General features: G+C 75.2%; 14 protein-coding genes. 8 read left to right on the top strand and 6 right to left on the bottom strand.

From position 1 onward, the window contains the following. The first annotated feature begins 21 nt into the window (after positions 1 to 21). The 4 genes from ASG49_RS10540 to ASG49_RS10525 are packed head-to-tail and all read left to right on the top strand — an operon-like array spanning position 22 to position 3,030. A complete protein-coding gene (locus tag ASG49_RS10540; protein ID WP_056541416.1) occupies positions 22 to 381 on the top strand; it encodes a lycopene cyclase domain-containing protein in 360 nt (119 codons plus the stop codon). After that, positions 381 to 737, top strand: a complete 357-nt coding sequence (locus tag ASG49_RS10535; protein WP_056541412.1) for a lycopene cyclase domain-containing protein — start codon at positions 381 to 383, stop codon at positions 735 to 737. Before ASG49_RS10540 ends, ASG49_RS10535 begins: the two co-directional genes overlap by 1 nt. Continuing rightward, positions 734 to 1,489, top strand: a complete 756-nt coding sequence (locus tag ASG49_RS10530) for a class I SAM-dependent methyltransferase (protein WP_056541410.1) — start codon at positions 734 to 736, stop codon at positions 1,487 to 1,489. The genes ASG49_RS10535 and ASG49_RS10530 overlap by 4 nt, the downstream gene beginning before the upstream one ends. Beyond that, a complete protein-coding gene (locus ASG49_RS10525) occupies positions 1,486 to 3,030 on the top strand; it encodes an FAD-dependent oxidoreductase (protein WP_156384294.1) in 1,545 nt (514 codons plus the stop codon). Before ASG49_RS10530 ends, ASG49_RS10525 begins: the two co-directional genes overlap by 4 nt. 171 nt (positions 3,031 to 3,201) lie before the next feature. Here ASG49_RS10525 and ASG49_RS19105 read toward each other — a convergent pair whose 3' ends face one another. From ASG49_RS19105 to idi, 4 genes are read right to left on the bottom strand one after another with little or no spacing between them, the layout of a single operon-like run. Beyond that, positions 3,202 to 5,076, bottom strand: coding sequence for a DUF5914 domain-containing protein (locus tag ASG49_RS19105; protein ID WP_200936286.1), 1,875 nt, complete (start codon positions 5,074 to 5,076; stop codon positions 3,202 to 3,204). After that, positions 5,073 to 6,572, bottom strand: coding sequence for an NAD(P)/FAD-dependent oxidoreductase (locus ASG49_RS10510; protein ID WP_056541407.1), 1,500 nt, complete (start codon positions 6,570 to 6,572; stop codon positions 5,073 to 5,075). Before ASG49_RS10510 ends, ASG49_RS19105 begins: the two co-directional genes overlap by 4 nt. Positions 6,573 to 6,603: 31 nt before the next feature. After that, entirely contained in the window at positions 6,604 to 7,707 is a 1,104-nt protein-coding gene (locus tag ASG49_RS10505; protein WP_056541402.1) for a polyprenyl synthetase family protein, read from the bottom strand. Continuing rightward, entirely contained in the window at positions 7,704 to 8,297 is a 594-nt protein-coding gene (gene idi / locus ASG49_RS10500) for an isopentenyl-diphosphate Delta-isomerase (RefSeq protein WP_200936285.1), read from the bottom strand. Before idi ends, ASG49_RS10505 begins: the two co-directional genes overlap by 4 nt. 158 nt (positions 8,298 to 8,455) lie before the next feature. On the opposite strand from idi, the gene ASG49_RS10495 reads away from it, so the two are divergent. The 3 genes from ASG49_RS10495 (at position 8,456) to ASG49_RS19520 (ending at position 12,625) form a co-directional block, all read left to right on the top strand. Beyond that, entirely contained in the window at positions 8,456 to 9,226 is a 771-nt protein-coding gene (locus tag ASG49_RS10495) for an ABC transporter ATP-binding protein (protein WP_056541399.1), read from the top strand. A 2-nt stretch (positions 9,227 to 9,228) separates the two neighbouring features. Next, positions 9,229 to 11,766 carry an ABC transporter permease gene (locus ASG49_RS10490; RefSeq protein WP_056541395.1) on the top strand — a complete coding sequence of 846 codons (2,538 nt, stop codon included), beginning with the start codon at positions 9,229 to 9,231 and terminating at the stop codon, positions 11,764 to 11,766. A 118-nt stretch (positions 11,767 to 11,884) separates the two neighbouring features. Then, a complete protein-coding gene (locus ASG49_RS19520; RefSeq protein ID WP_082534034.1) occupies positions 11,885 to 12,625 on the top strand; it encodes a GntR family transcriptional regulator in 741 nt (246 codons plus the stop codon). Here the strand turns inward: ASG49_RS19520 and ASG49_RS10480 are convergent. Then, positions 12,622 to 12,984 (bottom strand): hypothetical protein, encoded by a 363-nt coding sequence (locus tag ASG49_RS10480; protein ID WP_235562023.1) that lies wholly within the window; start codon positions 12,982 to 12,984, stop codon positions 12,622 to 12,624. The genes ASG49_RS19520 and ASG49_RS10480 overlap by 4 nt on opposite strands. Before the next feature lie 10 nt (positions 12,985 to 12,994). On the opposite strand from ASG49_RS10480, the gene ASG49_RS10475 reads away from it, so the two are divergent. After that, a complete protein-coding gene (locus ASG49_RS10475; protein WP_056541389.1) occupies positions 12,995 to 13,717 on the top strand; it encodes a copper homeostasis protein CutC in 723 nt (240 codons plus the stop codon). 1 nt (position 13,718) lies between these two features. On the opposite strand, the gene ASG49_RS10470 is transcribed toward ASG49_RS10475, so the two are convergent. Continuing rightward, complete coding sequence (locus tag ASG49_RS10470) at positions 13,719 to 14,147, bottom strand: hypothetical protein (RefSeq protein WP_156384292.1); 429 nt, start codon at positions 14,145 to 14,147, stop codon at positions 13,719 to 13,721. Positions 14,148 to 14,156 lie beyond the last annotated feature (9 nt).

Genomic DNA, 14,156 nt, shown 5'->3' with positions numbered 1-14,156 from the left:
CCGCCTCCTAGGCTGTCCGCGGTGGACCAGTACCAGTACCTCCTGCTGATGGCGGGCTGCCTGCTGCTCACCCTTCCCCTCGAGTTCGTCCTCGGGGCACGGGTGTGGCGCCGGCCGCGCCGCCTGCTGCTCGCGCTGCTGCCCGTCGTCGTCGTCTACGGCGTCTGGGACGTCGTGGCCATCGCCCGCGGCACCTGGGACTACAGCGAGCGCTACACCACCGGCATCCTGCTGCCCTTCGCGATGCCGCTCGAGGAGCTCGTGTTCTTCGTCGTCATCCCCATCTGCGGGCTGCTGACCTACGAGGCGGTCGGCAACACGCTGGGCTGGCTGCGCGCGCGGCGTACGACCGCGGCGGCACCCGTCGAGCGGGGTGCCTGATGCTGGAGTACACCGTCTTCGCGGTGCTCTCGGTCGTCGTGGTCGTGGCGCTGGAGCTGCTGTGGTTCCGCACCGGGGTGTTCCGCACCCTGCAGTACTGGATCGCCATGGCGATCGTGCTCGGCTTCCAGGTGCCCGTCGACGGGTGGCTGACCAAGCTCTCCGACCCGATCGTGCTCTACGAGGAGAGCGAGATGACCGGGTGGCGGATCCCCTGGGACATCCCCGTCGAGGACTTCGCCTTCGGTTTCAGCATGGTCACCCTGACCATGTTGCTCTGGCTGCGCCTGGGCCCACGCCCGGTGGCAGAGACCCCACCGTCCACCTCCACCCCGTCCGAGCAGAGGACCCCATGACCACCGCCACCGCCCCCAGCGTCCCCGAGACCTTCGACGGGGTGGCCCCGACGTACGACCTGATGGTGGCACTCAACCCCGGCTACCACGCCCAGCTGCGACGCTCCGCCGAGGTGCTGGTGGCGGCGCTCCCGCGGCCCGCCGACCGGCCGCTGCGCGTCGTCGACCTCGGCTGCGGCTCGGGCGCCTCCACCCGCGCCCTGGAGGCCGCGCTGCAGGCCGCCGGGGTGCCGCACGAGATCGTCGGCGTCGACGGCTCCGCCGGCATGCTCGAGCAGGCGCGGCGCAAGACCTGGACCAGCCCGGTGCACTTCGTGCAGGACGACGCCGAGCACCTCGACCTCGCCACGTGGGGGCGCGCCCACCTCGACGGCGAGGGCACCGTCGACGGCGTGTTCGCGGCGTACCTCGTGCGCAACGTGACCGCCCGCGACGCCCTGCTGGCCGGCATCGTGCGGCTGCTCGTGCCGGGCGGGTCCGTCGTGGTCCACGAGTACAGCGTCGTCGAGAGCCGCGTCGGCCGGCGGGTCTGGGACGCCGTCTCGTGGGGCGTGGTCGTGCCGCTCGGTCTGCTCACGGCCCCACGCAGCCCGATCTACCGCTACCTGTGGCGCAGCGTCGTCGACTTCGACAGCACCCACCTGCTCCGCAGCCGGATGGTCGCCGCCGGTCTCGTCGACGTCCGCAGCCGCAGCTTCGGCGGCTGGCAGCGCGGCGTGCTGCACACCTTCGTCGGACGTCGGCCCGCGTGAGCGGACCCGGCTGGCGCCCCGGCCGCGACCCCCGCGCCGAGTGGCACGCGCCCGCGGGCGGCGCCGCCCACGACGGGCAGCGGCACCACGTGGCCGTCGTCGGGGGCGGCATCGCCGGCCTGTCCGCCGCCACCGCGCTCGCCGAGCGCGGTGTCCGCGTGACGCTGCTCGAGCGTGGCGACCGTCTGGGCGGCCGGGTGGCGTCGTGGCCGGTCACGGTGGACGGCACCACGACGGCGATGAGCCGCGGGTTCCACGCCTTCTTCCGGCAGTACTACAACCTGCGCTCGCTGCTCCGGCGCACCGACCCGGCGCTGGAGCGGCTGCACGCGGTCGAGGACTACCCGCTCTCGCTCAAGGACGGCCCGACCGACTCCTTCACCGGCATCGCGCTGACACCGCCGCTGAACATCGTGTCCTTCGTGCTGCGCTCGCCGACCTTCCGGCTGCGCGACCTCGCGGCCGTCGACGTGGGCGCGGCGATGGAGCTGCTCGACGTCGACTTCCCGGCCACCTTCGAGCGGTACGACGGCGTCAGCGCCGCGGCGTACCTCGACCGGCTGCGGTTCCCCGACCAGGCCCGTCACCTGGCGCTGGAGGTGTTCGCGCGCAGCTTCTTCGCCGACGCCCGGGACTTCTCCGCGGGCGAGCTGGTCGCGATGTTCCACTCCTACTTCCTCGGCTCGGCCGAGGGGCTGCTCTTCGACGTGCCGGTCGACGACTACGACACCGCGTTGTGGGCGCCGCTGGGGCGGCACCTCGACGGCCTCGGGGCCGAGGTCCGCACCGGCGAGGCCGTGGAGTCGGTCACCTCGGCCGGTGACGGCGCCCTCGACGTGCTCACCGGGGCCGGCTCCACCCGCGTCGACGGGGTCGTGCTCGCCCTCGACCGGGCGCCGCTGCAGCAGCTGGTCTCCGCCTCGCCGGGGCTCGGCGACGACGCCTGGCGCGCGTCGCTGGCGGCGCAGCGCTCGGCGCCGCCGTTCGCGGTGTGGCGGCTGTGGCTCGACCGTCGCGTCGCGCCCGGCTCGGCGCCGTTCCGTGCCACCAGCGGCTTCGGCCCGCTCGACAACGTCTCGGTGCTGGAGCTGCTCGAGGAGGGGGCCGCGCGCTGGACCGGCGAGCACGACGGCTCGGTCGTCGAGCTCCACGCCTACGCCCTAGAGCCGGCCGCCGACGTGCAGGCGCTGCGGGAGCGGCTCTGGCGCGAGCTGCTGGTGCTGCACCCCGAGCTCGACGGCGCCCGGATCCGTCACGAGGAGTGGCTCTGGCGTGACGACTGCCCGCTCGTGGGCACCGAGCCGTGGGCCTCGCGCCCCGGCGTCGTCACGCCCGACCCCCGGGTGGTGCTGGCCGGTGACGGCGTCCGCTGCGAGCTGCCCGTCGCCCTGATGGAGCGCGCCGCCACGACCGGCTTTCAGGCCGCCGACCGGCTGCTCGCGTCGTACGGCGTGACGGGCCACGGCGTCTGGACCGTCCCCACCTCGCACCGCCACCGCGTCGTCCCCACCCTCGCGCGCTTCCTCGACAAGCGGGGGTAGGTGCCCGGGGTGGCAGGTCACGGTCGTGATGTGCGTCCGCTTGCGACGCCCGTCTGACATCGACAGCCGGATTCACCGGTCGACCGGTGAATCCGGCCCTCGATGTCAGAGCAGGGTCCTCGACACCCACCCACCACGACGCTGACCTGACATCGAGGTGGTGACGCCCGATCAGACGCCGTAGTGCTCGCCGCGGGAGCGGAGGTCGTAGCTGCGCTCGGCGTAGGTGAGGTCGTCGACCCAGAGGCGGCGGGCGACCTTCTTCATGGCCGGGCGGAGGGCCGGGGCGAGGTGGCGGGCGACGGCGAAGCCGGTGCGGTCGGAGGTGGCGATGGTGGCCTCGGTCATCATCGTGCGCGGGCGGCCGTCGGCGCCGGGGCCGAGCGGGGTCGCGTGGGTCTCGACCACGCTGCCGGCGCCCTCGCCCTCGGTGATGGTCATGACGATGGTGCGGGCGTCGGGGCAGGCGAACTCCGCGCGCACCGGCACCCCCCAGGTGCGGCTGAGCCGGAAGGTGACGTCGACGGTGAGCACGTGGTCGTCGCTCAGGTCCTCGACCACCGCGAGGTGGCTGAAGGAGTAGGGGTGGAACCACGAGCCGTGCCACGGGTCGAGCCGGTTGGCGATGATGTCGCGCGGCTCGCAGGTGCCCTCGACCTCGATCACGGCGGCGACGGAGTCGAAGGTCTCCGGGCGCGCGGTCAGGCGGGGCCGCGGCAGCGGGGTCTCGCCCTGGGTGGGCAGCTGCACCCAGAGCAGCACGCCGTCGTCGTGGGCGGTGTACGGCGTCCAGCCGGGCGCCCCGTCGGCGCCGATCGCCAGGCCGTGCCACCGGCAGTGGAGCCGGTCGCCGAGCACCTCGCAGTCCTCGAGCAGCGCGCCGAGGTGGGGGCAGCTGCCGGGGCCGGCGACGACACCGGTGGAGGAGCGCCACAGGGTGACCTCGCGGCCGCCGAGCATCCGCACGATCGAGCGGTCGCGCAGGTCGCGGCTGGCGCCCACGACGTACCAGCCGCCGGGGTCCTGGGCCAGCGCCGCGTCGAGCGACCGACGGATGCGCCGGGGGGAGGCGTCGCGCCAGCTGGGGGCGAGCCGGTCGCGGGGCGGCATCCGGCGCAGCTCGACCGGCACCCGCGAGCGGGCCGGCGCGGCGGGAGCGGGAGCCGCAGGTGAGGTGGCCGGGCGGCGGGCCACGACGGTGCGGGCGGCGGTGCCGGCCTTGCGCCAGGTGGGCACCCGGGCCCGCTGGCTGAACACGTCGTAGTCGGACTCCTCGATCTTGTCGAGGATGCCGGAGTAGAGCACGCGCGCGGTGCGCACGCAGCGCTCGGCGGCGCCGGCGAGGTGGGCCAGGCCGCGGTCGGCCTCGACGTAGAGCTCGCGGTTGCGCTCGATCTCGAAGCGCATCAACCGACGCCAGTCCTCGGTCACGGTGCGGGCGGCGGGGTCGGCGCCGAACCGCTCGAGGTCCTCCTGGGGCAGGTAGACCCGGCCCCGGTCGAGGTCCTCGGCGACGTCGCGCAGGAAGTTGGTGAGCTGGAAGGCCAGGCCCAGCGCGCGGGCGGGCTCGAAGGCCGCCGTGCTCCGCGGCTGCAGCACCGGCAGCATCATCTCGCCGATCACCGCGGCCGAGCCGTCCATGTAGCCGAGCAGGTCCTCCCAGCTGCGGTAGCTGCTGGTGTCGAGGTCCTGCGCCATCGCGTCGAAGAACCGGTCGAAGCACCCGGGGTCGATGCCGCACTCCTCGACGCTGCGCGCCACGGCGGCCAGCACCGGGTCGGGGCTGCCGCCGGTGGCCACGGCCTCGCCGAAGCGGGCGCGGAACGAGGCCAGCTCGGCGCGGGTCTGGGCGGTGTCGCGCCCCAGCGCGACGGCGTCGTCGACGATGTCGTCGGCCAGCCGGCACAGGGCGTAGACGGCGTGCACGTGGCGCCGCTGGGCGGCGGGCAGCAGCGCCGCGCCCCAGAAGTACGTCGTGCCGTACTTGCGGGTCAGGTCGGCCGCCTGGCGGTAGCCGACCTCGAGCGTCGGGTCGAGCAGGGTCACCGGGCCACCGCCTCGCGCCGCGTCGTCGGGAGGTACGCCGTGGCGCGCTGCGCCGCGAGCTTGCCCGAGACCAGCACCATCGGGACGCCCACCCCGGGGGTGGTGCCGGAGCCGGCGAAGAACAGCCCGGGCACCCGCTTCTCCGCGTTGGGCGGCCGGAACGGACCGGTCTGCGCGAAGGTGTGGGCGAGCGCGAACGGCGTGCCCTGGGCCATGCCGTCGGCCTGCCAGTCGAGCGGGTCGACCAGCTCCTCGGCGACGATGTCGGTGGGGTAGCCCTCGGTCTCGAGGAAGCGCAGCAGCGAGTCGCGCATCGGCGCGCGCTGGGCCTTCCAGTCGACCTTGCCGGCCAGGTTGGGCACCGGCTCCAGGACGTACATCGTGGTGCCGCCGGGCGCGGCCAGCGACGGGTCGCTGAGCGAGGGCACCGTGACCAGCCGCGACGGGTCGGGCATCAGCCGGCCCTGGTTGATCAGCGCGTCGAAGGAGCTGTCCCAGGCCTCGCCGAAGTGGATGTTGTGGTGGTCGGTGCCGGGCGCGACCTGGCCCCGGGCTCCGACGTGCCACACCACGGCGGAGGGGGAGTAGGTGCCCTTGCGCACGACGCGCCCCGGTCGCAGGTCGGGCAGCAGCCGCTCGTAGGCGACGGGCAGGTCGAGGGTGCAGACCACGGCGTCGGCACGCAGCTGCTCGCCGCCGTCGACCTCGACGCCGGCCACGCCGCCGTCGACGCCGCGGCGCAGGATCCGGGTCACGGTCTGGCCGTAGCGCAGGTCGACGCCGCCGCGGGTGGCGGCCCGCTCCAGCGAGCGCGGCACCTGGCTCATGCCGCCCTCGGGGAAGTAGACGCCCTCGATGCAGTCCATGTAGGTGATCACGGCGTACAGGCTCAGCGCGGAGCTGGGCGGCAGGCCGGCGTACATCGCCTGGAACGTGAACAGCCGCCGCAGCCGCTCGTCGGAGAATCGACGGCGCACGGCCGGGCCGAGCTTGCCGAAGCCCCCCATGGCGACCAGGCGCGCCGCCGCCCCGGGGTTGCGCAGCAGGTCGAGCGGGGAGTCGAAGTTGGTGTCGATGAAGTGCGGCATCTCGATGGCGTAGAGGCGCTGCAGCCAGTCGACGAAGCCGTCGAAGGCGACGGCGTCCTTGCTGCCGCAGGTGGCTTCGATCTCGGCCCGCATCGCCTCGTGGCCGGCGCGGACGTGGATCTCGCTGCCGTCGGCGAAGCGGGCGCGGTACGCCGGGTCGAGCTGGCGCAGCGTGATGACGTCGGACAGGTCGCTGCCGGCGGCGCGGGTGGCGTCCTCGAGCAGCCCCGGCATGGTCATCACGGTGGGACCGGTGTCGAAGGTGTAGCCGTCGCGCTCGACGCGTCCGGCGCGGCCGCCCGGGATGGTGCCGCGCTCGACGACGACGACCTCGTGGCCGCTCCCGACGAGGTGACAGGCGGTGGCGAGGCCGGCGAGACCGGCTCCGATGACGACGACGGTGCTCATGGGGAGTCCTCAGGGGGGTGGGGGGTGACGCTCACCGCTGTCGCCAGGCGACACGGCGGGCGACCTCGGCCAGCCCGGCGACACCCTCGTCGCTGAGCCGGTGGTGGTCGAGGGCGGCGAGGGAGCGGTCGACGCGGTGCTCGACCATCTCCTCCACCTCGTCGCGGACGCCGTCGCGGACCATCGCCTCGGCGAGGGTGGCGACGTCGGCCTCGTCGTGGGTCTGGCGGCGCACGCGGCGCAGCGCGGCGGCGCCCGCGCCGCCGAGACGCTGCTCGGCGATCGCGAGCAGGACGGTGGACTTGCCGAGCCGCAGGTCGTCGCCGACCGGCTTGCCGGTGGCCTCGGGGCTGCCCCACACGCCGAGCAGGTCGTCGCGCAGCGCGAACGCCTCGCCGAGGTGGCGGCCGTAGTCGCCGAGCGGCGCCAGGGTCGCGGCGTCGGCGCCGGCGACGGTGGCGCCGAGCTCGACCGGCCGCTGGATGGTGTAGGCGCCGGACTTGGCCCGGGCCACCTCGAGCGCTCGGCGCAGCGCGTCGCCGTCACCGCCGCGGGCGGCGTCGGCGAGGTCGCGGGCCTGGCCGCGCACCAGCTCCACGCAGGTGCGTCGCCACAGCCGGCGTACGTCGGCCGGCAGCTCGCCCACGAGGTCGTCGGCCTCCGCGTGGCCGAGGTCGCCCGCCAGCACCGCGATCGAGTCGCCGTAGCGCTCGGCGTCGTCGTGGCCGTGGGCCGCCCGGTGCCGCTCGGTGGCGAGGACGTGGACGGCCGGCCGGCCGCGCCGGGTGCCCGACCGGTCCATCACGTCGTCCTGCGCGAGGGCGAAGGCGTGCAGCAGCTCGAGCGCCGCGCCCACCGCGACCATGTCGTCGTGGGTCGCGGGCGCAGCGTCGGGCACCGCGACCCAGCCCCAGTGACACAGCAGCGGGCGGAACCGCTTGCCGCCGGCCAGCACCAGGCCGGTCAGCAGGTCGGGCACGTCCTGGTCGCCGAGCACGGTGTCACGGGCCTCGGCGCCGGCGTGCCACTCCTCGCGCAGCGCGCGCAGCCGCTCCAGCAGCAGCATCTCGACGGCCCGCAGCGACGCCTGCGCGTCGGGGACCGGGTGCGGGACGGGCGCCAGGGCGGCGTTCACGGTCGTGCGCCGCCCTCGGGTGTCGAGCCGAGCGGGAGGTCGGGACCGAGGGCGCGGACCTGCAGCACCATCCAGGGGCTGAAGACCATGGGGGTGCGGGTCACCGCCTCGTGCAGGTCGGCCCAGGGCACCCATGCCGTCTCGGCCACCTCGGCGGGGTCCGGCCGCAGCCCCAGGTCGGGCTCGACGGCCACGGCGTGGACCGGGCAGATCTCGTTCTCCACCACGCCGCCGGCGTCGACGGCGCGGTAGCGGAAGTCGGGCAGCACCAGGGTCGGCTCCCCGACGTCGACGCCGAGCTCCTCGGCGACCCGACGGCGGGCCGCGGCCGCCGGGGACTCCCCGGGGCGGGGGTGGCCGCAGCAGGAGTTGGTCCAGACCCCGGGCCAGGTGCGCTTGGGCAGGGCCCGCCGGGTCAGCAGGGTGCGCCCCTGCGGGTCGATGAGGTGCAGCGAGAACGCCAGGTGGAGAGGCGTGTCGGTGTCGTGCACGGCGAGGCGCGGCGCGGTGCCGGTGGGGGTGCCGTCGTCGTCGAGCAGCACGACGTCGTCGGGGACGGCCGTCGAGGTGGACGCGGGTCGCACGGTCACGGGGGATGGCTCCTGGATGGGATGCGGCTACCCCGACCCTAACCAGGGCCCCAACCCGGGCGCGCCCGCGTGCTCGCGGGGACGGGCCGCCGGAAGGACCGGGGGCCGAGCGTCGTCGACCGCGGGCGGGCGTGGCGGACCGGGGCAGACTGGGCCGCATGGTGGCGGGGGAGGCGGACACGGTGTCGGCGGGCGCGGTGGAGCCGGTGGTGGTGGTCCGCGACCTGACCAAGGTCTACGGCACGGGCGCCGGCGAGGTGCGGGCGCTCGACGGGGTGAGCCTGGACCTCGGTGGGGCCGAGTTCACGGCCGTGATGGGCCCCTCGGGATCGGGCAAGTCGACCCTGATGCACTGCTGCGCGGCCCTCGACACGCCCACCTCGGGCCGGGTGCTGCTGGGCGAGGACGACCTCTCCCGGCTCGACGACACCCGGCTGACCCGGCTGCGGCGCGACCGGATCGGCTTCGTGTTCCAGTCCTTCAACCTGGTCCCGACGCTGTCGGCCCAGGAGAACATCGCGCTGCCGCTCGCCATTGCGGGCCGTCGGCCCGACCCCGCCTGGTGGGAGCTCGTGGTCGGGGCGGTCGGGATCGCCGACCGGCTCTCCCACCGGCCGCAGCAGCTCTCCGGCGGGCAGCAGCAGCGGGTGGCCGTGGCCCGGGCGCTGATGAGCCGCCCCACCGTGGTCTTCGCCGACGAGCCCACCGGCAACCTCGACTCCCGGTCGGGCGCGGAGGTGCTGGCCCTGCTCCGGCGGGCCGTCGACGAGTTCGGCCAGTCGATCGTGATGGTCACCCACGACCCGGTCGCCGCGGCGTGGACCGACCGCGTGGTCTTCCTGGCCGACGGCCGAGTCGCCGGGGAGCTGCGCTCGCCCACCCGCGAGACGGTGCTGGCGCGGATGACCGACCACGAGCGGGGCGCCTGACCGTGCTGCGCGCCGCGTGGCGGAGCCTGCTCGGACGCCGGCTCCGGCTGCTGACCAGCACCCTGGCCATCGTGCTCGGCGTCGCCTTCGTCGCCGGCACGCTGATCTTCACCGACACCCTGGACCGCAGCTTCACCTCGATCTTCGACAGCTCGGTGGGCGACGTCGTCGTGGAGCCGACCGGCGCGGCGACCAGCGGCTCGGACCGTACGACGCTCACCGTGCCCGCCGCCGTGGTCGCCGACCTGGCCGCGCTGCCGGGGGCCGCCCGCGCCGACGGCCGGGCCTCGGGGTCGGGCGTCTTCGTGGTCGGCGCCAACGGCCGGGTGGTCGGCGGCCAGGGTGCCCCGGGCATCTGGCGCAACGACTCCACCGCCCCCGCGGCCGGCGGCGTCGAGCCGCTCCAGGTGCTCCGGGGACGCTCGCCCCGTGGTGAGCAGGAGGTGGCGATCGACACCGCCACCGCCCGGCGGGCCGGGTACGCCCTCGGCGACCGCGTCCGGCTGGTCAGCGTCGGCGAGCGCGCGCTGCTCACCCCGACGCTGGTCGGGCTGGCCGACTTCCCCGACGGCGGCTCGCTCAACGGGGCCAGCGTGGCGCTGTTCGACACCGCGACCACCCAGCGTCTCTTCCTCGAGGACCGCGAGGTCTTCACCAGCGTCTGGGTCACCGCGCGTCCCGGGGTCAGCCAGGACGAGCTGCGCACGCAGGTGGCCCGGGTGCTGCCCGACGGGCTCACCGCCCAGACCGGGGAGAAGGCCGCCGCCGCCTCGGCCAGCGGGCTGCTCGAGGCGATCTCGTTCCTCACGGTGTTCCTGCTCGTCTTCGCCGGCATCGCGCTGGTGGTCGGCTCCTTCCTCATCGTCAACACCTTCTCGATGCTGGTGGCGCAGCGCAGCCGCGAGCTGGCGCTGCTGCGTGCGCTGGGCGCCTCGCGCGGCCAGGTCACCCGGTCGGTGCTGTTCGAGGCGCTCGTGGTCGGGCTGCTCGGCAGCACCGTCGGGCTCGGGCTCGGCGTGCTGCTGGCGCTCGGCATCCAGGCGCTGTTCTCCCGGCTGGGCCTCGACCTCAGCTCGCAGGCCCTGGTCATCGAGGCGCGCACGCCGCTGGCCGCGCTGGCCGTCGGGGTGCTGGTCACCGTCGTGGCGGCCTACCTCCCCGCCCGTCGCTCAGCGCGGATCGCCCCGGTCGCCGCGCTGCGCGACGACGTGGCGATGCCGGAGTCGGCGCTGCGGCTGCGCGGCTGGGCCGGGCTGCTGCTGGTGCTCGCCGGGGCGGCGCTCGGGGCGGTGGGCCTGCTGGCCGCGGTGTCGCAGCCCGGCTACTGGGTCGGGGTGGGCGCGCTGCTGGCGATCCTCGGGGTCGCCGCGGCCAGCCCGGTGCTGGCTCGGCCGTTCCTGCGCGTCGTGGTGTCGGCGTACACCCGGGGCTTCGGGACCGTCGGTCGGCTGGCCGGCGAGAACGCGCTGCGCAACCCGCGCCGCACCGCCGCCACCGCGTCGGCGCTGATGATCGGGCTCACCCTGGTCACCACGATGTCGGTCGCGGGCAGCTCGGCGGGGGCGAGTGTCGACCGGACCGTGGCCCGCAGCTTCCTGGGCGACGTCGTGGTCAGCAACGCGATCGGGCAGCCGTTCAGCGCCGAGGTCGCGGACCGCGTCGAGGGGGTCGCGGGGGTCGGGTCGGTGACCCGGCTGCGGACCGCGGAGAGCCGCACCGCCGACGGCCGTGCCTTCCTCACCGCGGCCGACCCGCGGACGCTGCCCGACGTGCTGCGGCTGGACCTGCTCGCCGGGTCGCTGTCGGACCTGCGTGGCGACACCCTGCTCGTCGGTGAGGAGAAGGCGCGCGAGGACGGCCTGGCGGTCGGCGACGAGGTCACCTTCCGCTTCCCGAGCGGGCCGCGGGAGCTGCGGGTCGTGGGCATCCACGACGCCGCGGTCGCGGGCTACCTGACGACCCTGCAGGTGCTGCGCGAGGGCGGCTACCCGCCCGAGGACTCCGCCCTGCTCGTCGCCGTCGCCCCGGGAGCCGACGCCGCCGCCGTGAAGACCGGCATCGAGGACGTCACCGCCGACCTGCCGATCCTCACCGTCAAGGACCAGGTGGAGTACGCCGCGGAGCAACGCGAGCCGATCGACCGGCTCGTGCTGATGATCTACGCCCTGCTCGGCCTGGCCCTGGTGATCGCCGTCCTCGGGGTGGTGAACACCCTGGGCCTGTCGGTCGTCGAGCGCACCCGCGAGATCGGCCTGCTGCGCGCGATCGGCGTCGACCGCCGGCAGCTGCGCCGCATGATCGGGCTGGAGTCGGTGGCCATCGCCGTCCTGGGCGCCCTGCTCGGGCTGGGGCTCGGCCTGGTCTTCGGGCTCGCGCTGATGCAGTCGCTCCGTGACGAGGGCCTGGAGGTGACGCGGGTGCCGTGGTGGAGCCTGGCGGGCTACCTCCTCGCTGCGGTCGTCATCGGCCTGGTCGCCGCGGTGCTCCCGGCGCGCCGCGCGGCACGGCTGGACGTCCTGGACGCCGTCTCCCGCGAGTGATGACGCCGGTCGCCCACCTCGACCCAAGATTTTCGGGCCCGAGGTCCCACGGCGGCACCGACCCCGGCTAGGTTGCTCGGGTGGCACGCTGGCCCGACCCGGAGAAGGAGTCACCGACGTGACAGAGGAGCGCTCGACGCGCGGCGGCGGCCGCCGCGGCCGCAAGCACGTGCTCGTCCGCGAGTACGTCCGGTCGGTGATCGTCAGCGCCGAGCCCGGCACGCCCGCCCCGTCCGAGCGTGACCTGGCCGAGCAGTTCGGCGTCGCCCGGATGACGGTGCGCCACGCCATCGACGCGTTGGTGGCCCAGGGGCTGCTGGAGCGCGTGGCCGGTCGCGGCACCTTCGTGACCAAGCCCCTCATCGACATGCAGATGCGGCTCTCGGCCTACACCGAGGAGATGGAGCGGCGCGGCAAGAAGCCGGAGTCCCGGACCCTCCTGGCCCGTCGCGAGAGCGCCGGGCCCGGCGTGGCCCGCGCGCTGGAGATCGACGAGGGTTCCGCGATCGTCCACTGGCAGCGGCTGCGCCTGGCCGACGGCGTGCCGATGGCCATCCAGCACGTCTACCTCTCCCTCGACCTGTTCCCGACCTTCCTCGACGAGGCGCTGCCCAGCAGCCTCTACTTCTGGCTCGCGATGCGTGACCTGATGCCGACCTGGGGCGAGGACTCGGTGCTGGCGGGCATCGCCACCGAGGACGAGACCGAGCACCTCGAGCTCGAGCCGGGCTCCCCGGTGCTGCACATCTCACGGCGCGCGTTCTGCCGCGAGAACGTCGTCGAGGTGACCCGCAGCGTCTACCGAGCCGACCGCTACACCCTCTGGGTCCCGGTGCTCCGGCCCGAGCACCTGCGCTAGCCGGCCCGGGTCGTCGGGAGCTCGCCGACCGGGGCCACGGCGGTCTGGGAGACCTCGCAGACCCAGGTCGGCTCGGGGCCGCCGAGGTCGGGCTGCACGTGCACCGGGTGGGGGTCGGCGTGGTCGCACCAGTGGCACAGCGGCCACCGGCCGCGGGAGTCGAGCAGCGCGTCCTGCACGTCCTGCGCCACCAGGCCCACGACGAAGTCGCGGCCCTCGGCCCACTGCTCCAGCCACCACCCGCGGTCGGCCAGGGCGGACTCGAGCAGCGACACCGAGGCCGCGTCGGCCACCCCGCTCGCCTCCAGGTCGTGCAACACCAGGGCGCGTGCCGCCATGACGGGGTCGGGGGATGTCACGATGACCATTGTGACCCCTGACCCCGCACGCCTCGACGTCGTCGTCACGCGCGGGCGCGACGCGGCCCCCGCCCAGGCCGGCGGCGCCGACCGGCTGCTGCTCGGCTCGTTCCCCGGCGGGGCCCCCGACCAGGGCCACCACTCGCCCGAGCCGGCTCTGCTCTCGACCGTCGTGCGCGAGACCGACCTGCCGGTGTGGGTGGTGCTGCGCCATGACGAGCTGCCCTTCCACCGGCTGGTGGCGCTGGGGGCGACGTACCTCGAGCTCGGGGCCGCCGGCCTCGCCTTCGGGTTCCTCGACCGCGACCTCGAGGTCGACGGCGCCTCCTGCGCGGAGATGTCGCGCGAGCTCGGCCACGTGCCGTGGCTCTTCGACGGCTTCGACGCGACGCTCGAGCAGCGCACCGCCTGGCGCGACGTGCGCCACCTGCCCGGGCTCGACGGCGTCGTCACCGCCGGCTCCACCCGCGGGCTCGAGCACGGCGCCGAGGAGCTGCTGTCCCGGCTGCACGCCGACCCCGCGCTCGCTCCGCTGGTCGTCGCGGGCGGTGGGCTGACGCCGGCGCTGGTGCCGTGGCTCGCGCGCGCCGGAGTACGCCGCTTCGCCGTCGGCGCCTCGGCCCGCGAGGGCGGCTCGTGGAACCGCGCGTCCGTCGACGCGACGCGCGTGCGCACCTGGCGGATGCTGCTCGACGACGCCGTCGACCTCGCGCTGGGCGTGCCCGCGGGCTAGCTCAGCCCGACCGGTCGCCGCGGGCCCAGGAGACGTGGCTGCGCCAGTGGTGCAGCAGGGTCACGGTCTCGGTGACCCGCGGCCGCAGCGGGCCGAGCTGGAGCGTGACCGGGCTCCCGTGGCGCTGCTGCCGCCGGCGCAGCGAGCCACGTCGGTGGGACGGCACCCGCCGCACGACCGCCTCCGGCTCGCGCACCCGGACGACGACGCAGTCGCCGCCGAGCCTGATCCGGGTCACCTCCTCCCAGGGGACGAGGCCGGTGGCGTCCCAGGTCCAGGTCGTGGTGATGCCGCGCTCGTCGACCCGGAGCAGCGGCAGCCGCAGCAGCCCTCGCGCCAGGAACCACAGCCCGGCCGGTCCGGCGAGGGCGGCGGCGGCGAGCGCCGCGACCACCCCGGCTCCCGCCCGCGGGCTGCCGGTCGCGGTCAACCAGCCGCT

It is taken from the genome of Marmoricola sp. Leaf446, assembly GCF_001424755.1.
Lineage (GTDB): Bacteria > Actinomycetota > Actinomycetes > Propionibacteriales > Nocardioidaceae > Marmoricola.
Note: the sequence above shows the minus strand (reverse complement) of the source record. Positions and strands in the feature narration are given on the sequence as shown.